The 23,787-nt window shown below is 67.7% G+C and carries 23 protein-coding genes and 1 tRNA gene; 8 read left to right on the forward strand and 16 right to left on the reverse strand.

Annotation, left to right across the window (positions count from 1 at the left end; all coding sequences use genetic code 11):
• From AC1RU4_RS25465 to AC1RU4_RS25485, 5 genes are all read right to left on the reverse strand, one after another.
• Window positions 1-264 (reverse strand): hypothetical protein (locus tag AC1RU4_RS25465; RefSeq protein WP_492894543.1); only part of this gene is annotated, 264 nt, incomplete at its 3' end.
• A complete protein-coding gene (locus AC1RU4_RS25470) occupies window positions 261-4,643 on the reverse strand; it encodes a coiled-coil domain-containing protein (RefSeq protein ID WP_492894545.1) in 4,383 nt (1,460 codons plus the stop codon). The genes AC1RU4_RS25465 and AC1RU4_RS25470, both read right to left, overlap by 4 nt.
• A complete protein-coding gene (locus tag AC1RU4_RS25475; RefSeq protein ID WP_492894547.1) occupies window positions 4,643-8,068 on the reverse strand; it encodes a M15 family metallopeptidase in 3,426 nt (1,141 codons plus the stop codon). The genes AC1RU4_RS25470 and AC1RU4_RS25475 overlap by 1 nt, the downstream gene beginning before the upstream one ends.
• Before the next feature lies 1 nt (window position 8,069).
• Window positions 8,070-8,510 (reverse strand): hypothetical protein, encoded by a 441-nt coding sequence (locus tag AC1RU4_RS25480; protein WP_492894549.1) that lies wholly within the window; start codon window positions 8,508-8,510, stop codon window positions 8,070-8,072.
• Window positions 8,510-9,097 (reverse strand): hypothetical protein, encoded by a 588-nt coding sequence (locus AC1RU4_RS25485; RefSeq protein WP_492894551.1) that lies wholly within the window; start codon window positions 9,095-9,097, stop codon window positions 8,510-8,512. Before AC1RU4_RS25485 ends, AC1RU4_RS25480 begins: the two co-directional genes overlap by 1 nt.
• 45 nt (window positions 9,098-9,142) lie before the next feature.
• Between AC1RU4_RS25485 and AC1RU4_RS25490 the strand changes: the two genes are divergently transcribed.
• The gene (locus tag AC1RU4_RS25490) at window positions 9,143-10,012 is read left to right on the forward strand and encodes a recombinase family protein (protein WP_492894553.1); all 870 of its coding nucleotides are present in this window, start codon (window positions 9,143-9,145) and stop codon (window positions 10,010-10,012) included.
• A gap of 11 nt (window positions 10,013-10,023) precedes the next feature.
• On the opposite strand, the gene AC1RU4_RS25495 is transcribed toward AC1RU4_RS25490, so the two are convergent.
• From AC1RU4_RS25495 to AC1RU4_RS25545, 11 genes are all read right to left on the reverse strand, one after another.
• Entirely contained in the window at window positions 10,024-10,341 is a 318-nt protein-coding gene (locus AC1RU4_RS25495) for a TSCPD domain-containing protein (RefSeq protein WP_492894555.1), read from the reverse strand.
• On the reverse strand, window positions 10,338-10,835 hold the full coding sequence (locus AC1RU4_RS25500) for a hypothetical protein (protein WP_492894557.1): 498 nt from the start codon (window positions 10,833-10,835) through the stop codon (window positions 10,338-10,340). Before AC1RU4_RS25500 ends, AC1RU4_RS25495 begins: the two co-directional genes overlap by 4 nt.
• A gap of 250 nt (window positions 10,836-11,085) precedes the next feature.
• Complete coding sequence (locus AC1RU4_RS25505) at window positions 11,086-12,180, reverse strand: AAA family ATPase (protein ID WP_492894559.1); 1,095 nt, start codon at window positions 12,178-12,180, stop codon at window positions 11,086-11,088.
• 116 nt (window positions 12,181-12,296) lie between these two features.
• Window positions 12,297-12,917 (reverse strand): hypothetical protein, encoded by a 621-nt coding sequence (locus AC1RU4_RS25510; protein ID WP_492894561.1) that lies wholly within the window; start codon window positions 12,915-12,917, stop codon window positions 12,297-12,299.
• Window positions 12,914-13,333, reverse strand: a complete 420-nt coding sequence (locus AC1RU4_RS25515; RefSeq protein WP_492894563.1) for a hypothetical protein — start codon at window positions 13,331-13,333, stop codon at window positions 12,914-12,916. The genes AC1RU4_RS25510 and AC1RU4_RS25515 overlap by 4 nt, the downstream gene beginning before the upstream one ends.
• A complete protein-coding gene (locus tag AC1RU4_RS25520) occupies window positions 13,330-13,602 on the reverse strand; it encodes a PC4/YdbC family ssDNA-binding protein (protein ID WP_492894565.1) in 273 nt (90 codons plus the stop codon). Before AC1RU4_RS25520 ends, AC1RU4_RS25515 begins: the two co-directional genes overlap by 4 nt.
• Before the next feature lie 11 nt (window positions 13,603-13,613).
• Window positions 13,614-13,889, reverse strand: coding sequence for a helix-turn-helix domain-containing protein (locus AC1RU4_RS25525; RefSeq protein WP_492894567.1), 276 nt, complete (start codon window positions 13,887-13,889; stop codon window positions 13,614-13,616).
• Between the two features lie 130 nt (window positions 13,890-14,019).
• The gene (locus AC1RU4_RS25530) at window positions 14,020-14,679 is read right to left on the reverse strand and encodes a hypothetical protein (RefSeq protein ID WP_492894569.1); all 660 of its coding nucleotides are present in this window, start codon (window positions 14,677-14,679) and stop codon (window positions 14,020-14,022) included.
• A 23-nt stretch (window positions 14,680-14,702) separates the two neighbouring features.
• Window positions 14,703-15,980 (reverse strand): tyrosine-type recombinase/integrase, encoded by a 1,278-nt coding sequence (locus AC1RU4_RS25535; RefSeq protein ID WP_492894571.1) that lies wholly within the window; start codon window positions 15,978-15,980, stop codon window positions 14,703-14,705.
• 156 nt (window positions 15,981-16,136) lie between these two features.
• Window positions 16,137-16,226, reverse strand: a tRNA-Ser gene (locus AC1RU4_RS25540).
• A 115-nt stretch (window positions 16,227-16,341) separates the two neighbouring features.
• The gene (locus AC1RU4_RS25545; RefSeq protein ID WP_492894573.1) at window positions 16,342-16,668 is read right to left on the reverse strand and encodes a hypothetical protein; all 327 of its coding nucleotides are present in this window, start codon (window positions 16,666-16,668) and stop codon (window positions 16,342-16,344) included.
• Between the two features lie 498 nt (window positions 16,669-17,166).
• Between AC1RU4_RS25545 and rplU the strand changes: the two genes are divergently transcribed.
• The 7 genes from rplU (at window position 17,167) to AC1RU4_RS25580 (ending at window position 23,542) form a co-directional block, all read left to right on the forward strand.
• Window positions 17,167-17,475 (forward strand): 50S ribosomal protein L21, encoded by a 309-nt coding sequence (gene rplU, locus AC1RU4_RS25550; RefSeq protein ID WP_492894575.1) that lies wholly within the window; start codon window positions 17,167-17,169, stop codon window positions 17,473-17,475.
• A gap of 27 nt (window positions 17,476-17,502) precedes the next feature.
• The gene (rpmA, locus tag AC1RU4_RS25555; RefSeq protein ID WP_492894577.1) at window positions 17,503-17,772 is read left to right on the forward strand and encodes a 50S ribosomal protein L27; all 270 of its coding nucleotides are present in this window, start codon (window positions 17,503-17,505) and stop codon (window positions 17,770-17,772) included.
• Window positions 17,773-17,913: 141 nt separating this feature from the next.
• Window positions 17,914-18,576 carry a GNAT family N-acetyltransferase gene (locus AC1RU4_RS25560; protein ID WP_492894579.1) on the forward strand — a complete coding sequence of 221 codons (663 nt, stop codon included), beginning with the start codon at window positions 17,914-17,916 and terminating at the stop codon, window positions 18,574-18,576.
• A 102-nt stretch (window positions 18,577-18,678) separates the two neighbouring features.
• Entirely contained in the window at window positions 18,679-19,713 is a 1,035-nt protein-coding gene (obgE, locus tag AC1RU4_RS25565) for a GTPase ObgE (RefSeq protein WP_492894581.1), read from the forward strand.
• A gap of 106 nt (window positions 19,714-19,819) precedes the next feature.
• Window positions 19,820-21,019 carry a glutamate 5-kinase gene (gene proB / locus AC1RU4_RS25570; protein ID WP_492894583.1) on the forward strand — a complete coding sequence of 400 codons (1,200 nt, stop codon included), beginning with the start codon at window positions 19,820-19,822 and terminating at the stop codon, window positions 21,017-21,019.
• A 79-nt stretch (window positions 21,020-21,098) separates the two neighbouring features.
• On the forward strand, window positions 21,099-22,094 hold the full coding sequence (locus AC1RU4_RS25575; RefSeq protein ID WP_492894584.1) for a serine hydrolase domain-containing protein: 996 nt from the start codon (window positions 21,099-21,101) through the stop codon (window positions 22,092-22,094).
• A gap of 272 nt (window positions 22,095-22,366) precedes the next feature.
• Window positions 22,367-23,542 (forward strand): extracellular solute-binding protein, encoded by a 1,176-nt coding sequence (locus AC1RU4_RS25580; protein WP_492894586.1) that lies wholly within the window; start codon window positions 22,367-22,369, stop codon window positions 23,540-23,542.
• Window positions 23,543-23,787: the final 245 nt, after the last annotated feature.

Consider the following 23,787-nt stretch of genomic DNA (forward strand, 5'->3'; position numbering starts at 1 on the left):
TCCCAGCACCTCCGCGGACAACGCGGCGACGTCCCGATGCTCCGGCCGACGGCAAGCCGGGCACCACACGGAAAGCCAGTTGATGCCGTGCGCGACCAGCCGCGCCAGCGTCATCGGTCCAACGCCAGGCAGCGCGGTGGGCTTCGGTGGCGCGTGCTGCGTTCGGCCGCACAGCAGCTCGCTCGGCGTGAATGGGCAGTAAGGACTGCGCTCGATCGACCAGCCGCCGCTCCGGCGTCCGCGGGTCCAATCCAGACGGGTCATCGGCGCCCCGGCAATCCGAAGGCGCCGGCGAGACCATGCTCCGCTTGATCCAGCACCGTGCTCAACCAAAACACGTTGTTGTACGGCGCCATCCGCCGCGCGAGGTGCAGATCGGTGGCACGCAGGTCGCCCGCCGCGACGGCGCCGGAGATCTGCGCCACGTCGCCGGCCAGATCCGCCGTCGGTCCGCCCAGCACGCCGTAGATATTTCGCGATTGATATCGGGAGGCATACTCGCCGGTGAGCGCCGACAGCCCGACATGGCCGCGCGACAGCCGCTCCGAGATGTTGTTCGCTTCCATCAGCCAGCCGAGGGCGCCGGAGCGATCAATGCCTTCGATTGCCCAGGTGACCGGATCGTCCGACACGTCGCGGCCATACATGGCTGACCGGATGCCGTAGCTGGCGGCGCCCAACCCCACCATCATGATGAGTCCGCTCAGTGCATGGGCGTCGCGCTGCTGCAGCCCAGCGAGCAGGATGCGCTGAGTGGAGGCGACCGCGAAGCCTTTGAACTGTCCGACCAGCTTGCCGAGCTCGGTGCTCATCCAAAGCGGCTTGTCCTGGCCGGGCTTGATGATGACGCGGTCGACCTCGCGCACCAGCGCGCCGCGGAACGCCTCGATGGCGCCGCGGTCGGCCCACGCTTCGGTGTTCGGCAGCCGCAGCTCGCGCACGGTGTCGCCGCCGCCCTCGCGGGAGAACTCCGACCAGATGCGCCTCGCCATCGGCTGATCGATGCCGGAAGCGGCGAGCTTCTCGATCTCGCGCGCCGTCGCCGTGCCGAGCGAGGCGGCCTCTGAGGCGCGCAGCATGCCGTTCATCGCGATCAGCGACGTCACTTGCTGCATGGCGTCGGTCCATGGCGCCATCAGGCTGACCATACCGAAGTTCGACGACATGCCATGAATGGCGCGCTCGAACTTCGAGGTGCGGCCAAAATCATCCATGAGATCGGCGATCGACAGCGCGCGGCTGTCGAGCGCCATGTCGATCGCGGTGCCGGCCAGCTGCGCCTCGCGCCGGGCAATCGGGCGGACGTCCTTGAAGCCGGCAATGAACGGAATCCAGCCGTCGCGGAAGGTGCGAGCCACGCCGTACTCCATCACGGGCCGGCCGAGATCGGGGATCGACGCGATCGTCACGCCGCCCATGAGGCGCAGGTAGTTTAAGTTGCGGGCGATGCGGCCGGCGCGCACCAGCAGCCCATCGGGGTTCGACGGCAGCGCATAGACCCCGCGGATGCGATCGCGCACGGCATCGAGGGTCTTAAGATCCCGATCGGCGGAGTTCTGGATCGCCAGCCGGTCCTTCGGCGTCGTAGCCGCGGCGAGCTTACGGTCGCGCTCATCGACGATCTTGCGCTTGGCCTCGGTCATGTCGAGGTCGCCGAAATTCCGGAGGATCGCCACGTCCGGCGCCAGGGTGCGGGTGTAAGCGCGGGCCAGGACCTCGATGTCGTTTTCCAACCATGGCTCGATCAGGGCGTCCGGAATGGCGAACGAGCGCCGGGCGAGAGGGCCACGGACGTCTTCTGCCTTTGGGGTGCCGGAGCGGCCACCGCCGATCTCGTAGGGGAGCCGTCCCGCCGGCGTGCCGAGCCAATGATCCACGATTTGAGACGCCTGCCCCAGCAACTCGTCATCGCTCATGTCCTTGCGCGACGACACCATGGCGCGGAGGGCGCGCTCGAGCACGTCATCAGACCCCTTCGCCAGCGGCGCGTCCGGACCGACCGCCTTTGCCGCTTTCTCGCGGGCGCGCAGCTCGGAGCGGAACTCGCGCGTGGAGTCGCCCTTCCAGCCGGCGGCCTCGGTTTCGATCTTGCCACGGAGCTCGGCCTGGCGCTTGTCGACATTGGCGAGCAGCCCTTCGATCAGGGTGCGCCGATCCTCCATCTCGCCGAGCCGCTGCTCCAGCAGGCCTAGGCGGCCGACATTGGCACGGGCGGCGATGTCCGCCTCCGATCCTCGCGCGCTTGCCGTGCCGAGCCGCCGCTGCTTCTGCTCGCGCGCCGCCCGCGCATCGGCGATGGACTGCCGCACCTGCGCCAGCGCCTCCTGCTTCACTGCAATCTCGCCCTCGACACCGGCCCGGCGCGCCGCGACCGGCACATCCTCACCGACCGCCGCCAGTTCGCCGGCAATGCGGTCGAGGTCGTCCAGCGTCACAAGGTCGGCACCGGAGGCGATCCGTTCGTCGCGCAGCACCTTCGCCACGTCGGACACGTTCCTGGGCTGGATGCCGGCGCGGGTGAATACCTCGTCCCAGGCATTGGCGAGGTCCGTCACCTGCTGCTTCTTCACGTCGACGCGGGTGTCGACCCACCAGTCGGGCTCCTTGCCGCGCAGGGCGTCATCTATCCAGTTCAGCACGTCATTGGGGTCCGGCCGCTCGGTCAGTCGCCCGCGCGACGCCTCCATGATGCGCTCGCCCCAATCGTCGGCGTCCAGCCCGCGCTCGCTGATCAGGCCGGGTCGCGTGCGGACCTCGCCGCCCAGCGAGGCCAGCACGTCGCCGCCTTCGTCCGCGATGCCGCCGCCACGCACGATCCACGACAGGAACGACGGCGCCTTGTACGGCTTGCGCCGGCCCACCACGATCTCCGCCGCCGCCCGGTTGTCGCCCGACAGGATGCCTTTGATCTCCTCTGCTTCCGCCTGCCGAAGCTGTGCCTCGGTCGGCGGACGGTCGGCGCGCCGCAGATCGGCAAGTTCACGCTCCATCGCGTCGATCATCTCGCGCGTGGTCGAATCGGCGGCCACGTCGCGCATCTCGCGGATGAAAGTCTCATCGTCGGCGATGGCCTCAGAGATCAGCTCCTGGCGATCGGCGAGCAGGTCGCTGCGGTCCGTGGCACGCCGCACCTCCATCGCCCGCTCGTCGAGCCGCGCCGAGAGCTTGGTGCCGGACACATCGAGACGCTCGAGCTGCGCCTGTAGCTTCTTGCCGGAATCCTCCACAGCCCGCCGCTCGGCGAGCAGCCCGCCGAGCCGCTCCTGCGTTGCCGCCTTTGCCACCTGGTCGGCACGGAGATAGTCGGTGATGACCTGCTGCACCGCCGGCCGCTCGGCGCGGACCTTCTCCCGATCCGGCAGGCGGTGCAGGTAGCTCTCCGCCGTTTCGACGCCAACATCGGCATCGAGCGCGCCGACCTCGATCGCCGCCAGTCGGCCGGGATCGAACACCTTCGCGCGCATCGCCTGGGCGGCGGCGGCCACTTGCGGAATCTCGTGCCGGTCGCCACGTCGCATGGCCTTGGCGATTTCCGCCTTGAACTCGCTGTACGTCAGCTCGCCCTCGGAGCGGCCGGTCAGCCGAGCGATCTCGGCGCGGGCGATGTCAAACGTCTGCCGCGGCCGCCCGAAGCGGTACTGCGAATAGAGATCATCGACATCCTGCAGGCCGCGCGCCAGATTGCCGTAGGACATCTTCACGCGGGTCTCGACCGAGCCACCCGGCGCCGTGGCGATGCCGGAGGCGTTCTTCTCCAGCGTCAGCGGTGTCTCGGCCAGCATCTCGATCGCCCGCCGGCTCTCGATATAGTCGCTGGTCTGCAGGCGGAGCAGCGGATCCTGAAAGCTGACCGCCTTCTCGACGCCGAGCGCACCCTTCAGGGCGTTGTCGCCGGTCTGCGCCCGCGCCGCGCCGATCGAACTGTCGCGCTCGGCCACGAAGGCATCGTCGCCGGCCGCGCGATCGATGGTGTGGATGGTGATGGTGCCGTGCTCAATGTCGCGACCGAACCGCTCGAAGTCGGCACGATGCACATAGGCGCCGACCGCACCGCCGAGGATGCCGCCGAGCACCGCCGTGCCGGCGATGTTGGCGGTGCTCTCTGCCCAGCTGCGGCCCGGCTGCAGCGCCTGAAGCACGCCTTCCTGCACCGCCGTCGCCGCCGCACCCGCGGCGCTCGCCATCAGCGCCGAGCGGGCGATCGTCGAGCCGATGCGCACGCCCTTCACGATCTGCGCGCCAGGGATCAGTGTCGTCGGCGACAGGAAACCGGCGGACATTCCGGCCAGAGTCCCCACCCAGCCGCTCGCCGCCATGGTGCCGAGGTCGCGCTCGCGCTCGTCGATGCGGGCGCGGATGGCATCCGATTCCGCCTTGCTGCGCGAGCCGAGGAAGTCGTTGCGATAATCGCGGCCGTATTTTGTACCTTCAATATCGGCACGCAGATCATAGCTCGGGTCCGGCGCATAGGCATCGCGGTCCTGCAGCCAGCGAGCGACGTTGACGACGTCATTGTCCAGCCGGAAGGCCGCCGCGAAGGTGTCGCCGACGCTCGGCTCCGGGCGCACTGGATCCGGGCCGGTGCCGGTCGGCAGGCGCAGCGCCAGGGGAGCAGCGTCATCATCCATCGCCACGACCGGCATCATTGCTCTCCCGTGAGGGCGTTGACCTTAGGCTGGCCGTTGCCCCAGTCTGCGCCGAGATTCTGCTGGATCCGGCCGAAGAAGCCGGGCGCCTGCGACCATTGCGCGGCCTCGGCGCGAGCTTCGTCGAATTGGAAGCCGACGCGCTTGCCATCGGCCTCGCGCAGGACATCCCACGCGCCGTCCGGCCGCTGATAGACCACCTCGTAGCGGGGCGGCTTACCGCTGCTCGCGTCGCTATCGGTCTCGCGGGCGGCCACCAGTTGGTACGCTGACGCTTCGCCGGGAGGGCGCCCCTTTACAAACTCGTTCCACTGGCCGGCCATCCAGTCGTGCGAGCCGTCGATGGTGGGGTAATATTTCTCCGGCGGTCGGCGCATCAGCGTGCCGCCGGCGAACTCCGAGGCACCCCACACCTTGCTCAGCATCTTGCCGGCCATCGTGCTGGCGGCGGATTCGTCGCCGGTCACCGAGAACGCGTCGCCGAACAACAACCGGGCCTCGACCCGCAGCCGCGCCATGGCATCGGGGTTGGTCGGTGCCGCGGGCTGATCGAAGGGGAGCCAGCTTGGATCGAGCATGCCGAGGATCTGGCCATCGGAGAACTTCTCGGAGATGGTCTCGGCCTGCTTGCGCTGCTCTGCGCGGGCCTTGGCTTTGAGCGGGTCGGCTTCCGCCTTCACCGCTTCCGCCAATTCCGCGGGCGACTTGTACGCCAACCAGCTTTGCCAAAGCGCGAGCCGCTTCTCGACATCGCCGGCGAAGGCGCGGCCGAACCCGACCGGGTCGGACGACTGCATCCGATCGAGCGCGCCGAACACCGCGGTCATTTTCGAGGGATCGCTGGAGCGGGTCAGCCCGTCCACCGCTTCCTTCACCTGCGGCATCGCCATGGTGAGCGCGAAACTCTGCTGCGGTAGCACGGCGCCGAGCGCGCCCAAGGTGCGCGCCATCGTGTTGGCGTCGCCGGTGCGCAGCACGCCGGCCAGGCTCGCCGCCTCGCCGAGCGACAGGCCCGGCACTGCGGTGCGGCCGAGCCGGCTGGCATAGACGGCGCTGTCCTGCGCGCGGGCGCGAAGATCGCCGACCAACTGCTCCGGCGGCGCCGACCAGTTGATCAGTGCCGGGCCGCGGCCCCAGCCGCCAACCTGGCCGCGCGCGATCGGGTCGTTTTCTTCGAGATCGGCCAGCTTCTTCCGACCGGGCTCGACTTCGCGCAGCATCGTGCGGGCGGCGCTGTCGCCGTTGGCCGCCCGCGCGTTCCATCCTGCGATGAGTGCTTCCCGCGCTTCGGGCGTCCATTCACGGAAGGTGGCTGCCAGCGCGCCGGTGCGCATCGAGGTCTCAGCTTGCTCACGCTGCGCCGGCGTCAGGAACGTCCACATCCGCTCGATGGTGTCGACATTGTCCGAGGTCATGCCCCAGAAATCGGCAGACCGTTCCATGTCCGGGAAAATGCGGTCGAAGAGTTCCTGCTGGCCGCGCATGTACCCCTGCAGGACGGCCGGATCCATGTTGGCCACAGGGTCCGCGCTTCCACCCGCAGCACCGCCCATCGTGTTGTCGGCCCATGCCACCACATCGCCGGCGGTCATCCCGCGCAGGAACGGGTTCGCCGCGATCTTGTCCGGCGGCAGCACCCGCTCGATCGGCGTCGACGGGTCTGCCTTGTAGATCTGCACCCCGCCCGCCGGCCCGGCGAAATGCGCGAGATACACCGTCCCATCCCGCACCGGCACACCGGCATTGGTCAGGTACTGCGCGTTCTCCTTCGCGTAGGCGTTGGTCATCTCCAGCGACAATGCCGGATCGCGCCGCAGCGCCAGCACCTGCTCCGGCGTCTTGCCCTTGGCAATGTCGGGGCGGTACTTCTGGACCGTAGCCAGCCACGTCGAATCGATGAACTGCCCGCCGCCCTCCGCCGACGACAGCGGGTTCTTCGCATTCGGGTCGAAGGCCGATTCCGCCCCAACGATCTTGGTGCCGACGTTCGCGCTCAGCCCGCCGCCGCGCGTCTCCGCGACCTCGACGTGCCAGTTCTCATTGCCGAGCGGGAATTTCAGCCCATAGGCGGCGGCGTTGGCGTGCACCCAGTCCACCACCTCCTTCGGCGCCTTGGCGAGGCTCTGGCCATCGAACGAAAGGTCCGCCGCGTCGCCGTGGTTATGGTTCGAGCGGCCGGGCGGGGCGACCCACTGCCGCGCCGCCGCCTCCGAGCCGCGCTTCGCCACCTCGGCGTCCCACAGCTGCTGCTGGCGTTCGGTCGTGCGATAGCCCGAATAGACGCCCAGCTTTGCCGCGATTTCGGGCGGCGCGGCCTGCATCAGGCCCGCCAGCCGGGTCGAGAGGTTCGGTGACATGCCGTCCACCGCCGCCGGCGCCTGACCGCCCGCCAGTCGCGTGCGCAGGAAGGTCTTGGCCTGATCGACGTTCGGAGCCGGCATCGGCGCCTGGCCCACGCGGCCGGCGCGGGCGACGCCGAGAAGATAACCCTGATTAATCTGAAGCTGCCGCTCGACCCGCAAGGCTTCCAGCGGCGCCTTTAGGTCGCGCAACCGATCGATCACGGAACGCGCCTCGTCATCGAGACCGGCGACGCCGCGGTCCAACATCGCCAGGACCGGCTTGGCGACCTCGAGCACGTCTTTCACGCTCTCGCGCCGCCAGACTTCCTTCGACCGCAGCGAAGCCTCGGCGACGTCGAGGAATTTGCGCTGTTCGGCCGGACGCAGGCCGCTCTTGACCAGCGTGTCCTGCGTCTCCTTCAGCGCACCCTCGAAGCCTTTCTGTTCGTAGGCTTTGTCCGCCGCGATGACGATCGCCTCGCCGGTCGCGCGGCCGAACAGGTTTTCCCGCTGCAACTTCACCGCGTCCGGCGCCACCATCCCGCCGTCGATGCGGGATTGGGTCACGCCGTCATAGGCCGCCATTGCGGCAGCGAATTTCGGCGATCCCATGCCATCGGTGGCGGCCACCGCAACGACATCATCTTCCGCCTGCTTCTGACGTGCGACGAGATTGTCGTCGGCCAGGCCGCGGTTGCGGGCCGCCGTCTGGTTCAGGATCCCGGCATAGGCACTGTCGCCCTGACCAGCGAGTAGCCGGCGCATATGCGGCACCATGCCGGGCGACATCTCGCTCATGCGGCCATCGGTGTAGCCCTTCCATGCCGCTTGAAATCCGGCCGGGTCGAACGGAAACTGGGTTTGCAGATCCGCCTTCTTGCGGATGGCGTCGCTCTCCGCCTCCGCCAGCTTGCCCGCCAGGATGAGGTGCTGTTCACGCTCGCCGATATCGGCCAGCCGCTCGCCGGCGCGGGCTACCTGCATCCATGCTGAGGCGGAGGAGAACCGATCGCCGTCCACGACGCCGGGCGACTGAGCGAGAACGCCGCTTTGAGGAATGGGAAGTCCGGTGCCGGCCATATCAGACCCCCCGCATGTAAGTGTATCCGCCTTCGGCGAGCGTCGCACCGGCGCCCATGTAACCACCGAGAAGCGTGTACTTGGCCTTCCGCCCCGCCATCGATGCGGACATGCGCGACGAATCGGCCGCCATCAGGTGATTGAGGCTCGCCTGCTGCGCGTCGCGTGTGCCGTCCTCCGACACGCTGGTCAGGATCGCCATACCCGTGGGCGACGACATGCCAACGCCGCGCCCGGCGCGGATCGCCTGCATGGACCCTAGCTGGCTGGTCAGTTCCTCGCGGCGTCGGGCCTCCTCTTGCGCCGCGGCCGTGCGCTGAACCTGCTCTTGTCGCTGTAGCTGCTGCTGTTCGTAACGGGCGGCGTTCGACTGCTCCTGTGCGGCCATGATCTGGCCGCCAGCCGAAAGGGCAGTACCAATGGCCAGAAACACGGTTTCCATCAGTGTGCGCTCCCCTCCGGCCGCAAAGCCACGAGACGCTCCGCATCCTGGCGCTCGGCGTGACCACGGACGAAATCGCGGATGAACGCAGCGACATGCTCGCGCGGCGCATCGTGTTCCAGCAGATCGAGAGCCGCCCGCAGGCCGATCACGGGGTCGAAGCTGGGGCCGCTGTGATCGGCAATACGCCGGCGGTGTGCCGCAATGATCGCCAGGCTCTCGACCAGATCGAGGGCCGGAGCATCAGCCGAGATGGTATCCCGATGGTTCGGGATAAAATCGGGATTGTCGCGAGGCAGAGGCCCGGACGACATCGGCGGCGCCGATTTTAACCCCCCGGTCCCTTCCGACCCGCCGCCTATTGGTAGGACCCCCGGGGGTGGGGTCACCGCACCGGACAGCCGGTCGAGCCCGAAGGCGATGGCGCGCGTCATGGACGGGTTGGCGCTGTCGTCTGCGGAGGTGAGCAGCGCGGCGGCGGCAGCGCGCAGGCCGAAGCCCGGCAGCGCGGCGACGATCTGGTCCCAACCGTCGATGGCATCGGCTGCGACGTGTGGGGCGGGGTGCTTGTCGGTCGGGTCGGTCATCATGGTGCCTCGTGTCGGCCCGGCTGGCAGATCCAGCGCGGGCGGATGATCGGTGACGATCGCCGGGCCGACACGAAGTTCGGTGTTGGAGATCGCGCTGCGGCTGCCAACCGCGGTGAAGATGGCCCACCTTGCGCCGGGCCTCGCGCGCGCCCCAACGCACAGGCGAGGCTGTACAGAAAACGTTGCGTCAAATGGCGCCTCTCGACCGAGCGACTGCAACGGTTTGTGAAGGCACTCGCGCCTGTACAAAAAACAGTCGTATTCTGTACGTGGCTTCGCTATGGTCCTGCGGTCAACCGGGAGGGCTTCACCATGCGCAAGGCCGCGATCTATGTCCGCGTCAGCACGGACGAACAGACCGTCGAGAATCAGGAGCGCGAGCTGCGCGAGGTCGCGGCACGGGCTGGCTGGGAGATCGTCGAAGTCTACGCGGACAAGGGCATCAGCGGAGCGAAGGGACGTGATAAGCGGCCCGCCTTCGACAAACTGTGCAAGGACGCGGCTCGCCGGCGCTTCGATGTCGTCATGTCGTGGTCGGTCGACCGCCTCGGCCGATCGCTGCAGGATCTGGTTGGCTTCCTCGCCGAATTGCACGCGATGAAAGTCGACCTGTTCCTGCAGCAGCAGGGTATCGACACCACGACGCCGGCCGGCAAGGCGCTGTTCCAGATGCTCGGCGTGTTCGCGGAATTCGAGCGGAGCATGATCCGCGACCGGACCAAGGCCGGGCTGGCGCGAGCCCGCGCTCAGGGGAAGGTGCTCGGCAGGCCGAAGACGGACGGGAAGACGGAACGGGCGATCCGCGAGGCGCTGGCGGCCGGCGACGAAGGCATGCAGAAGATCGCCCGCCGGCTCGGCGTCGGCACCGGTACGGTCCAGCGCATCCGGACGGAGATGTCGGCTGCGGCCTGACGTGCCGGCCATCATCGCGCCACCCCGGCCAGCGCGTCGAGCACCAGGCCAACGACGCCCTGCGGCCCGCCCGACGAATCGCGCGATACCGCACCACGCAGCGCCTCCATCGGGACGCCGTGCTGCAAGGCGATCGACAGCACCACGGCCGCATCCTTCGCCGCCGTCTGCGCGTCGCTGCCAGCTTTCGGGCCGTCGATGAAGACCTCCCCCGGCCGGCCGTCGTCGTAGTAGCCGACGGTTGCGGTGTAGCCGCTCGGCAGCACGACCGTCTCGCTGAAGCGACGGGCGGGCAGCGGCTCCCGGATCGGAGCGACGGGCGCGCTCATTGCTCGCCTCCATCATCATCCTGCTGCTGATCGCCATCCGGCCGCACCAGCTCGCCCTCGATCACGCGCGCCTTGCTGCCGTCGCCGCCGGAGAGGTCGATCACATACCCCGGAGCCTGAAGGGTGACGGACACTGCTGCCGCATCGGGCGACACGATGCCAAACTGTCGGAGCACGGCGAGCGCCCCCTGCAACTGGGCTGCCCGGTTGTCGCCGTCGAGCACCAGATCGAGCGCGCGAACCGCTTTCGGAAGCAGCGCAGAAAACATTTCGCCGGACCGCTGCGCGACAAGTGCCCGGATATGATCAGTCTTCAATGCCCGGCAGAAGTGTTCAGAACTGATGCCAGCCTTTGCTGCTGCTTCGACCTGCGTCTTTGCGGCGCCGGTGATGTACGCCTCAAGCGCCTGATGCATCTTGCGCGAGATACGCGGCCGTTTTGCCGGCGGGCGGCGTCCTTTCGGCGCGGCGATGTCGTTCCGGTGCTCACTCATGACGGGCTCCCACATGGTTGGAGAGCGGACAGCCGGCAGCGGGAAGTGGCATCCTGATATCTATCAGGACACATCCCCCGCCCACACAGTGGGGGTTGTGTATATATCTTTAGATATATAGCGACTTCCCGCCCGCAGACTGCCCGCAACAATATCAAAGACTTAGCGAGCAACTTCCCGCAGTTTCCGCGACATCCCGCCCGCAATGATTTCAAAGACTTAGCGAGCAACTTCCCGCAACTTCCCGCGCTCATTTCGCCCCCCGCACGATGGCCTTCACGTCGTGCCGATCCGGCCCCTTCACCTTGCCGATGGTGATCGCGCCGGCCGCGAACAGGCGCTCCATGGCGGCCTTCAGCTCCTTCTCGCGGACGCCGTGCGCCGGGGGCAGCGACCGGAAGAAGCGCGGGGCGTAGCGGGGGGATTGAGGTGCGTCGCTGGCAGGGCGGCCCTGCGCCAGTGCCATGTCGATGCACGCCAGAAACGCCGCATCGGCAGCGTCCGCGCGCGCATTCTTGGACAGGGGCGATTCGGGAAGCTCGCGGACGAACACGCCATTCTGCCAGCGCAGCAGCAGTTCGTTGCCGCCGGGGCCATAATTCGACTTCTTGGAGGAGAGCACGCGCACGTCGCGGTCGGCCTCGCCCTCATCATCTGCCCGCTCGGGGCGGGCGAGATAGAGGCGCGAACGCACCGCATTGTTCCAAGCAGTCGAGCCGGAGGTGCCGGAGCCGGAGGCAAGGCCGGATTGCGACGGATGCCCAGCGAGGATCACAGCGCCGTCCATCCGCACCGCCAGCCCGCGGAACATGCTGACGAATTGCTGCACCTGCGGCCGAGAATTCTCATTGCCGGCGAAAATGTTATGGACGCTATCGAACACCGCGAGCCGGGCACCGCTGGCGAGCACTGCCTCTTCGACCGCCCGGAACAGCGGCGTCGGCTCGCCCTTGTCCGTGACGCGGTTGAAGGTCATCAGCGCGTTGTCCTCCTCCTCCGCCCGGCTCACCAGCGTCACGCCCTCCATCTCGGCGAGCCCGCATTGCATATGCGCGCCGATGTCATTCCACCGGCGCTGCAACTCGTCGGTGTCGTCCTCGCAGAAGAAGCCGAAGGACCGGCCAGGCTCGATATCGGCACCGATCCAGCGCGCGTTGCGCGACACCGAGGCCATGAGCTGCAGCATCAGCAGGGTCTTGCCGAGGGCGCCGTCGCCGCTGAGCAGCGTCACATTGCGAAGCGGCACCAGCTCCGGCACAATCCATTTACGTTCCGGAATCGACTGGCCCGCCCAGCTGCGCGGGTCGATGAGGCGAAGCGACGGACGCGCAGCAGGGGCCCGCACCGCCTCCCGCTCCTCCGCAAGCCCGCCGTCAGCCGGCCAGCGTGCGGCGGCCTCGGCTGCTGAAGCATCCCGCCTCCGGATTTCATCGAGGCTGACCGGGCGAGATGGCGCGTCCATCAGGCTGCCCTCGGTTCGAAGGTCGGCGCGAAGATGTTCACGGCGGCGACGTGCGGCGCCAGCAGCTCGCCGAGTTCGCGGGCATGCTCGGCATCCTCCGCCATGATGGCCGGCGCATCGGCGAGCCGCAGCGAGGCTCCGACCGGATCGATGATGACAAGGCCCTGCCGATCGTGTCGGAGCCAGCCAATGGCGTCGCGGAAGACGCGGAGTGCCCGGCCGTTCGCGTAGGAAGCCGGATTTCCCACCATATGCTCGCCGAGCAGCGCGCCGGCGCCGTCGCGTCGGGCGATACGACGAGGGTCGCGGACGGGCCATGCCGCCAGGTCGAGCCCAGCCTCCTGGTCGTCCCGGATTAACGTCACGAACGCCGGCTCGCCTTCGTCGGGCTGGCGCGCCAAGCGGAAGAAACCGCCCGGCGAGAAAACGCACGGCCACGACTTCACCTCGCGCAGCGACCATTCTGTCGCGCCGTGGGCCCGCAACAGCGCCAGATCGTCCCGGCTCGGCATCGGCAGCGGCAGCCACGACAACTCCGGGTCGGGCGGGCGCCGGTCGAGCGCGGCCATCGCCAGCGCCCGGCGCATCTCGTCCGAAAGGTCGGCGAGGTCGGGCATCATCGCGCCGCCTCCGTCTCGCTGGACGACAGCCGCGCATCGGCTCGCGCGAACCAGTCCGGCCAGGCCGCCGGCTCGATCTCCGCGAGCAACACCGCCAAGGCGAGGCGTTGACCTTGTCGGAACGCGTCGCGCGTCGATGGATGGAGGCGACCAAAACTGATGGCCGCATCAAGAGTGCCGATAGAGCACCAGTCGGGCACGACCCGAACCGGACCCTCGGCGGTGATGATGTCGACCGCTTCCGACGCCATATTCGCCGCCATTTGGATCTGAGTGGCGTGCTCGAACCCGGTCAGCCGGAGCACGTCGCCAAGCGCGGCCATGGGCCAGTCGTCGCCATCGGGGCGTTCGAACCACCGCACGGTCGTGCCGCCGATCGAGCAAACCAAAAGTGGGATCGCAAGGCGCGCCGTCATCGCGAGCGCTCCGCCATCAGGCCGCGCGCTTCGGCTTCCCGCTGCGCATCCTGAAGCGCCGCGATCAACTCGCCGAGCAGGCTCGGGCGCAGGGTGACGCCCTTTTTTGTGAACTGCGGCTTGGAGTTGCTGGCGATGTCGACGGTGCGCATATCGACATATGGGCGGCCTTCGTATTCGCAGATCCTCACAGCGATGCTCTCGCGTGCCGACTTGCGAACCGTAGCGATTTCGATCGGAAACTCGGCGGTGGTGGCGGGGGAGATCATAGCGACCGCCCTCACGCCGCCGCCGATTTGCGAACCGAGCGCATGGGTAGATTGGCGAGCCACCCCTCGATCGCCGCGCGGGTAACGATAGTCTTCCGGCCAACTTTGCGGGCCTCCAGCCGCCCCGCGTTGATCTCGTTAAAGACGGTGGCGCGGCTTACCGCCATCACACGGGCCGCGTCGGATACGTCAAAGGCGGCCGGAGCCTCGAAACGGGCGGCCGGCAGAAGACCGGAACGATCGTCGCGCTGGCCGGGCGATGGGGCGATGTTGCTGTGCGTGGTCATCGTCGCTCTCCGTGTTCTCCCACGTGGACGCGGGTAGATCGTGAGCGGACGATGCAGAATTGCGGCTGCGGTTGTCGGCCGAAATAGCCGATAATTGGACTGGAATTGTCGGCCTAATTATCGGCCTGAATTATCGGCCTCGCACCAGCAGGCCCTTGATGCGGTCCCTTATCGAGCTTTCTGCAGGTGCCCTGCCCCATCCATTCTCGCACCATGAGGCCATGTGGCGTTCTAGATCGGCCTGCTTGAACCCGTCACGCCCTGGATCCACGCCGGGCGCTATGCCTCCTTCGTCTGCGAGCTTTCGCTCCACTTCGGCGTCGAAGTCCTGCCACTCGTAACGCTGCTTGGCGCCGCGCTTCACCGCCGCGGGCGTTGCCTCGGCGCCCTTCTGCACCGGCCATAGCCAATCGACGCCTTCCCGCGTGATCTTGAAGACCACAGGCATACGATAGGGTGTTTCGTGCGGGCCGGGTCGGATAGCGCGCGCTATCAGCGTTGAGTCTTCAAAATCCACCTGTGGGTCCGCACGCCATTCACGCGCTATGACGCTGGCGCCGTGGAACTGCAGGCACAGACCAACAAAAAGCCCGTCTACCTTGCGTGCTGGCTCCTGCATTGCACGGATGATGTCGGCTTTCGCCTTTTCGACCGACGTGCCGCGCTGAACAGCTACGGCGATGGCCTCCATGGCAGTGAGGGTTTGCCATCTCGCATCTACCGGCGGCAGTGGCGCATTCGGCGGTTCGCCATCTTCATCGCCCAGCACGTTCCAGCCAGATTTCGGCATTGATTGGTCCCCCTTGGCTGGCGCTATGAGCCGGTCGCCGCTTCTTGTTCCGATTGCGCTGCTGATCCCTTCGCCGTCGGCGAGATGACGAACTTCTCCCACGCCGACATCAGCTCCCGGCGCTTCTCCAACGCGTCACCGCGCCGGTAGGCGCGCTCCACCGCGTCACCTGACTGATGCGCGAGCGCCGCTTCGGCGACTTCGCGGGCGAAGGCGGTGGCGTCGCCGGCCCAATCGCGAAAAGCAGATCGGAATCCGTGCGGGGTGAACTCGCCATCGGCGTGCCGTCTCAGCACGGCCGAAAGCGTCATGTCGGACAGTGGACGGGAGCGCTTGGAGGATGGAAACACCAGCGCCTCGCCGTCGTCACCGGCTGGCCGGAGCTGCGCGACGATGTGCAGGATCTCTATCGCCCTGCCGGTGAGCGGGACGCGATGGAGGCGCCCGACCTTCATGCGTTCGGCGGGGACCGTCCACAGCTTGGCCGCAAGGTCGATCTCGCGCCAACGGGCCTCTCGAACCTCGCCAGAGCGGGCAGCGGTGAGGATAAGGAACTCCAGCGCCAGCGCGCCCATACCGCGCACCAGCCGGAGCTTCGGCACGAACGCCGGCACGTCGACATAGGGCATTGCCGGGTGATGGCCGCGGGCCAGCTTCTTGGCCTTCGGCAACGTGAACGCCAAATGCCCCTTCCACCTTGCCGGATTTGGGCCGGTCCGGTGGCCGGCCGCCGCGGCAGCGTCGAGCACGGCCTCGATCCGCCCGCGCAGCCGTGAGGCCGTTTCCGGTTTCTCGGCCCAGATCGGCGTAAGCACGGCGAGCACTGCTGCGGTGTCTACCTCATCGACGCGCTTGCCGCGCAGGGTGAGGCAATATCCGTCTTCGGTCAGCTTCCCGTCATCGTCCCGGACCCGGGAAAGCGTCATCCTCCATTGAGCAATGCTCTTGCTATTCCGCCAGGCCGGCGCCATCGCCGCAATATGGGCGTCGGCGGCATCGCCGAATGTCGGCACTGTTGAGGGCTTCTCGGCGGCGCGCTTGGCATCCAGCGGGTCAATGCCGTCGGCGAGGAGACGGCGCGCCGCGTCGGCTTTGCGCCGAGCCTCCGCCAGCGAGACAGCGGACGCTGCGCCGAGGCCCATCTCGCGTTGCTTGCCGTTCCGTTTGAAGAAAAAGACCCAGCGCTTTCGGCTCCCGTCAGCCGAGACGCTAAGGAACAAGCCGCCACCGTCGGCGTGCCGACCCGGTTTGGAGCACGTCGCGACGAACCTTGCCGATAGCCGATCTAGGGCCCGCGCCATCCCAAATCCCCGGCCCTAACTTGGGCCCTACCGTGGTAGCTTAGATTGTAGCGCGCTCCGACGCACTCCGGTCAACCACTGTAGACGAAGAGGCTTTGATATGTTTGGGTTTTGGTGTCTGCCGTAGCTCTCGATGGGCTTCCGTAGACTGGATATTGGCGGAGAGGGTGGGATTCGAACCCACGGTACGCTTGCACGCACAACGGTTTTCGAGACCGTCCCGATCGACCACTCCGGCACCTCTCCGCGCACGGGACGCGGCGATGCCGCCGCGTCGTGGAGCGCAGGCTCAATAGCCGAGCTCTCGGTCGCGCACAAGACCCGTACGCGCAGCCGCCTTATTTGTCGCGAGCCTTGGCTCTCAGCGCTGCGAGGACGAGGTGATCAGCCACGCCAGTGCCGCGCCGGCCACACCGGCGGCCAGAATCAGCGCTACCGGGTGGCTGCGGGCCTGGCGGGTCAATTGGCGCATGCCACGACCATAGGCCTCGCGGCCAAGCTCGAGTGCGTCGTCGGCGATGTGAGCCGCCTGGCCGCGGGCGCGCTCGCCGATGGCGACGGCATCGTCATACATCGCGTCGATCTGGGCGGCAGACTGACGACTTGCCCCGCCCGCGACGCTGCGCAGCCGGCCTCCGACTTCGCTCGCCACACTGCGCGCAGCGCCGGTGATCCGATTTCTGTCCATGTCGTCCTCGCTGTTTTCGCGCCGCCGGCAATGGCCGGCCGCTCGCTCGGAGACAACGCGGCAGGATGGGGAAGGTTCAGTCCGCATCAGGCGATCGGCGCGCCGGCGCCGAGGTGGCATATGCATTCGTCGGGACGTGCCCGACGCTCGGCCTTGTCCCGGTGTCGGCTCCAGCTCACGCCGCTGCCGGCCATCCCGGACAGTGCCGGCGATAGAGACGGCCGGGACGGGACGACATGGTGCGGACCGCGCGGTGAAACCGGAAATAGTCCGACATCCATCGGACCGACGGGGGCTGCCGCGACACGTCGCGCCTGCCGCGGGCCGGGGGCGTCGGGAGGCGCGCCCGCAAACGCCGAAATCCTTGACTTGCGCCGGTTCAGCCCTTATGAGGCCGGCTTGGCGCGGAAAAGGGTTTCGCGCCGTCCCTGAAGCCGACCGAAAGAAGCCGGTCCCACGCCTCGGCGGGGAGATCGGGCTCGAACGAAAGGACATAACATGTTCGCGGTCATCAAGACGGGTGGCAAGCAGTATCGCGTTGCCGCCGATGAGGTCGTCACCCTCGGCAAGATCGAAGCCGAAGCCGGTGCCACCGTCACCTTCCCGGTGCTGATGCTCGGCGGCGATGCCCCGAAAGTCGGCGCTCCGCTGGTCGAAGGTGCTTCCGTCACCGCCGAAGTGGTCAAGCAGACCCGCGGCGACAAGGTCATTGCGTTCAAGAAGCGCCGCCGGCAGAATTCGCGCCGCAAGATCGGCCACCGGCAGGACTTCACCGTCGTTCGCATCACGTCGATTATCGGCGCCTGAGACCGCAAGCAGGATTAGGAGAGCAACATGGCTCATAAAAAAGCAGGCGGTTCCTCCCGCAACGGCCGCGATTCGGCCGGCCGCCGTCTCGGCGTGAAGAAGTTCGGCAACCAGGCGGTCGACGCCGGCAACATCATCGTGCGCCAGCGCGGCACCAAGTGGCATCCCGGCACCAATGTCGGCATGGGCAAGGATCACACCCTGTTCGCGCTTACCGAAGGCCGCGTCGAGTTCCGCACAAAAGCCAACGATCGAACCTATGTATCCGTGATTCCGGCCGCCGAGGCCGCCGAATAAAGCCGGTGAGATTTCCTGAAATCCCACCGGTCTCGCCCGACCGGTAGGATTTCTGGAAGCGCCGATCAGACGCTCCGGGTGCCCGAAGGGGAGGCGAGAAGACCGCCTCCCCTTCGTCGTTCCACGCACCAGGAGCTCGTCATGACCATCGTCGAAGCGACCCTCGGGTCGGCCCTTGCCGAGAGCAGTACCCCCGTCCTCGAAACCGGACGCCTGTTTCTGCGCGCCCCGCGAATCGAGGACATGGCCTGGATTGCCGAACTCGCCGACAACCGGCGCATAGCCGAGATGACGTCGAGCATCCCGCATCCCTACGGCATGGCGGATGCGGCGTCCTTCGTCGCCAACCTGCCGGGCGGGCCGGAATGCGCGACCTTCGCGGTGTTCATGAAGAATGACGGCTCCAACCCGCTCGGCCCGCCGATCCCGATCGGCATGTGCGGCTTCGCGCCGCGCGACGAGGTGGTGCCGGAGATCGGCTACTGGCTGGGCGAACCCTATTGGGATCGCGGCTATGCCACCGAGGCGGCGCGGGCGCTGATCGACCACGCCTTCGAGGATCGCGGCCTGCAGGCGCTGACGGCGGCGGCGCGGGTGGTCAATCCGTCGTCGCGGCGGGTGCTTGAGAAGTGCGGTTTCCAGTGGACGGGTGTCGGGCTCACGCGGGTGCGCGCGATCGGTGCCTCGGTCCCCGTCGACCGGTTCCGCCTCGAAAGGCGCCTGTGGGCCTCGCTGCGTGCGTGGGGGGCGACCGCCAGCCCCACGCGGCATGTGCAGATGAAGCCCTTGCAAATAAAGCATTGAACGCGCGGCATTCCGCCGGCGATTTGCTATGATGACGGTCTCCCCGCGCCGGCGGCTTTCGCCGGGCGTGGGGAGACTTTTTTCCAATCGAGCTGATCTGCGATGAAATTCCTCGACCAGGCCAAGATCTATGTCCGCTCCGGCGACGGCGGGGCCGGCTGCCTGTCGTTCCGCCGCGAGAAATTCATCGAGTTCGGCGGCCCCGACGGCGGCGACGGCGGACGCGGCGGCGACGTGTGGGTCGAATGCGTCGACGGGCTCAACACGCTGATCGACTACCGCTTCCAGCAGCACTTCAAGGCCAAGAAGGGCGGCTACGGCATGGGCAAGAACCGCGCCGGCGGCAAGGGCGACGACGCGGTGCTGAAGGTGCCGGCCGGCACCGAGGTGCTGGACGAGGATGGCGAGACGCTGCTGGCCGACCTCACCCATGTCGGCCAGAAGGTGCGGCTGCTGAAAGGTGGCAATGGCGGCTTCGGCAACGCGCATTTCCAGACCTCGACCAACCAGGCCCCGCGCCGCGCCAATCCGGGCCTGGAGGGCCAGGAGAAGTGGATCTTCCTGCGGCTGAAGCTCATCGCCGATGCCGGCCTCGTCGGCCTGCCCAATGCCGGCAAGTCGACCTTCCTCGCCGCCACCACCGCGGCCAAGCCGAAGATCGCCGACTATCCCTTCACCACGCTGCATCCCGGCCTCGGCGTCGTGCGGGTCGACGGGCGCGAATTCGTGCTCGCCGACATTCCCGGCCTCATCGAGGGCGCGCATGAGGGCGTCGGCATCGGCGATCGCTTCCTCGCCCATATCGAGCGGTGCCGGGTGCTCCTGCACCTCGTCGACGGCACCAGCGAGCATGCCGGCAAGACCTACAAGATGGTGCGGCACGAGTTGGAGGCCTATGGCGCCGGGCTGGAGGACAAGCCGGAGATCGTGGCGCTTTCCAAGGCCGACGCGCTCGACCCCGAACGGCTGAAGGAACAGCTCGCCCGCCTGCAGCGTGCCGCCCGCAAGAAGCCGCTGGTGCTCTCCGCCCAGTCGGGGGAGGGGGTGCGCGCCGCCTTGCGGGCGCTCGCCTATGTCATCGACGAGGGCCGCGTGGAAGAGCAGGCGGCCGAGGTGCAGGAAGCGTGGCGACCGTGACGCTCCGCGCCACACCCGGCCGATAAGGCACCTGCGGGTCGCAAGACGGCGGGCGCGCTTCGGCCTATAAGCCTCGCCATCTCGCCTCCTGACCGCGATAGCTGCCATGCCCCCTCGCTCGACCGCCCCTCGTTCGACGTCTTCTCCCTCGACCGCCGCCGCAACCGATGCGGCCGGCCTTGTCATTCCGCAGATTTCCTCCTTCCGCCGCATCGTGGTGAAGGTCGGCTCGGCGCTGCTGGTCGATTCAGGCCGCGGGCAGCTGCGCCATGCCTGGCTGGCGGCGCTGGCCGAGGACGTGGCGGCGCTGCACCGCGAAGGCAAGGAGGTGCTCGTCGTCTCCTCCGGCGCCATCGCGCTCGGCCGCAACCTCCTGAAGATGCCGAAGCGGCCGCTGAAGCTGGAGGAGAGCCAGGCGGCGGCGGCCGTCGGCCAGATCGCGCTCGCCCGCACCTGGTCGGAAGCGCTGGCGCATGAGGGCGTCACCGCCGGGCAGATCCTGCTCACGCTCGGCGACACCGAGGAGCGCCGGCGCTATCTCAATGCCCGCTCCACCATCTCCAAGCTGCTGGAGCTGAAGGCGGTGCCGGTGATCAACGAGAACGACACCGTCGCCACGTCGGAGATTCGCTATGGCGACAATGACCGGCTCGCCGCCCGCGTCGCCGGCATGGCCAGCGCCGACCTGCTGGTGCTGCTCTCCGACATTGACGGGCTCTATACCGCCCCGCCCAATGACGACCCCGATGCGGCGCTGATCCCGGTGGTGCCGCGCATCACCGCCGAGATCGAGGGCATGGCGGGGGCGGCCGGCTCGGAACTGTCGCGCGGTGGCATGAAGACCAAGATCGAGGCCGGCAAGATCGCCACCACCGCCGGCGCCCACATGGTGATCGGCTCCGGCAAGGTGAAGAACCCGTTGCGCGCCATCGAGCAGGGCGCGCGCTGCACCTGGTTTCTCGCCCCCGCCAATCCCGTCGCCTCGCGGAAACGTTGGATCGCCGGCTCGCTGGAGCCGCGCGGCACGCTGCATCTCGATGCCGGCGCGGTGGCGGCGCTGCGCCGCGGCTCCTCGCTGCTGCCGGCGGGGGTGAAGCTGGTGGAAGGCGAGTTCACCCGCGGCGACGCGGTGCTGCTGCGCGGCCCGGACGGCGCCGAGGTGGGGCGCGGGCTGGTGGCCTATGACCACGACCATGCCGAGCGGATTCGCGGGCGCTCGTCCGACGAGATCGCCGCCATCACCGGGTTCGAGGGGCGGAGCGCGATGGTGCACCGGGACGATCTGGTGCTGGGCGGGGGTGGATAAGGGCTGCGGCGGGTCGTTTCGCGATACCTTCGCCGGATCGTGACTGACGGGATTTCCGACGGGCCCTAATCTATGCGGCATGAAACGCCGCACGCTTCTCGCCGCTCCGCTGCTGCTCCTCGCTCCGCGCCCGGCGCGGGCCCAGGATGCTCCCTCCACCTTCCCGACCCTGCTCGACGAAGCCGCTCGCCTCACGCCGCTCCGTACGGTCATCGTCGCCCGAGACGGCGCCACCGTCGCCGCCCGCGCCTATAATGGCGCCCGGCTCGACGCGCCCGCCAACATCAAGTCCGCCTCGAAATCGGTGATGTCGTGCCTCGTGGGCATTGCCATCGACAGGGGCGTGCTCGCCGGCCCCGACCAGAAGATCGCCCCGCTGCTGGAGGCCGACCTGCCGGAGGATGGCGACCCGCGGCTCGGCGAGATCACCATCGGCCATCTGCTCTCTATGCAGGCGGGGCTGGCACGCACCTCCGGGCCGAATTACGGGCGCTGGATCTCGTCCCGCAACTGGGTCCGCGCTGCTTTGGCCGGCGGTTTCGCCGACGAGCCGGGCGGGCAGATGCTGTATTCCACCGGCTCGACGCATCTGCTCTCGGCGATCCTGACGCGAAAGACCGGCCGCTCGACGCTGGCGCTGGCGCGCGACTGGCTCGGCCCGGTGGAGGGCTTCGCCATCACGTCATGGGACCGCGACCCGCAGGGCATCTATTTCGGCGGCAACCAGATGGCGATGCGCCCGTCGTCGCTGCTGGCCTTCGGCGAGATCTACCGGCGTGGCGGCACCGGCGCCGATGGGCGGCGTGTCATATCCGCGGCGTGGATCGAGCGGTCGTGGCAGGTGCGCACCCAGTCCCGCTTCACCGGCGACGGCTACGGCTATGGCTGGTTCCGCCGCACGCTGGGCGGCGCCGACGTCGCCTATGCCTGGGGCTATGGCGGGCAGATGCTCTATGTCGCTCCCGAGCCCGGCATTACCATCGCCATGACCTCCAATCCCGACAGCCCCGCCGGCCGCACCGGCCATCGCGACGATCTGCACCGGCTTGCCGCGGGTCTCATCGCCGCCGGCTGAAGGTAGTGAACGAACGTTCAATGTGTTGCGTTTCGATGGCGTCCGAAAGCTGTGTTATTTCGCAATCGTTCAATTCGCGCCCAATTCGCGTGCATGCAACGCCGCGCCGCTGCTGAAATCGGCATCATCGCCGAATGATCGGCCGGACGTCTCATCGGAAAACGTCGGCGATTTCCGTGCAATCCTCGCCGGTCCCTTGTCTGGCACGCTTCGTGCTCCGTTCTGGGGACCCGTTCCGCCCAGGGAGGGCGGCCCATAGCGAGGACATGGACGTGACGAAGAAGACCGACGCTCGAAACTCGTCAAACGAAACCCTTCTGGCGGCGCGCACCTTCACGCGTCGCGTGCTGCTCAAGGGCGCGCTCGGTGCCGGTGCGGTGGCTGCCTCCGGCCCGTGGCTGGTGAAGGACGCCTTCTCCTCCTCCGGCGAGCTGAGCCTGCTCAACTGGGACGACGAACTGCCGAACCCGGTGATCCCGAACTTCGAGAAGAAGACCGGCATCAAGGTGAAGACCACCCCGTTCTCGCAGAACGAGGAGCAGATCAACAAGCTGCAGGCCACCGCCGGCGAGGGTTTCGACCTGTGCGAGCCCACCCGCGACCGCGCCCCGCAGTTCAAGGAACTCGACGTCCTCGCGCCGTTCGACACCAACAAGCTGCATCTCGACAACCTGCTGCCCTCGATGCTCGAGGCCTCCACCAGCGTGTGGACCTGGGACGGCAAGCTCTACCATGTGCCGCATTGCTGGGGCTCGGAGGCGATCTCCTGGCGCACCGACCTCGCGCCCGGCCTGACCTATGACAAGCTCAGCTACGGCACGCTGTGGGCGCCGGAGTTCAAGGGCAAGATGCAGGGCCGCCCGCACTCGCTGCTGCTCGGCATCGGCCTGTGGATGGACGCCACCGGCAAGCTCCCGTCCAACCGCATGCTCGATGCGTTCAAGGACGAGGAGACGATGAAGAAGATCTACGATCCGATCCTCGCCTTCGCCGTTGCCAACAAGGCGCAGGTCAAGCAGTTCTGGGATTCGTCTGATAACACCAAGTCCGGCTTCATGGAGAATGGCTGCGTCATCGGCCAGACCTGGGACGGTCCGCCGCTGTCGCTGAAGAAGCAGGGCAAGCCGGTCACCTATATGGCGCCGCAGGAAGGCGCCATCACCTGGGTCGACGGCTGGGCGATCACCAAGGGCGCCAAGAACATCGACCAGGCCTATGAGTGGCTGAACTACATCCACTCGCCGGAGGTCTCCGCGCAGGTCGCCGACGGCTCGGGCTACAACCCGGTGGTGAAGGGCGCCGATGCGTTCCTGTCCGAGGTCGCCAAGAAGAACTTCTCCGAGGCCTATCCGGGTGACGCGCTCTCCAAGCTGTGGAGCCGCCCGCCGGAGCCGTCGTGGTACGCCGAGCTGCGCACCCAGTATGCCGAGAAGTTCAAGGCGGCCTGATCGCGCCGTCCCTATGCCCGTTCCGGGGCCGGTTCGCCGGCTCCGGTCCCATAGCTCGGGCGGATTTCGATCCGCCCGCGCCCGTCCGAATCCCCGCTGAAACATACCGGAGGCCGTATGGCTGCCGCCGTCGAGCTTGAAGGCGTCAACGTCACGTTTGGCGATTTCGTTGCGGTCCGTGACGCCAATCTCGTCATCGAAGCCGGGGAGTTCTTCTCCTTCCTCGGTCCGTCCGGGTGCGGCAA

The sequence above is a fragment of the Ancylobacter sp. GW821-FHT10E12 genome, assembly GCF_058809335.1.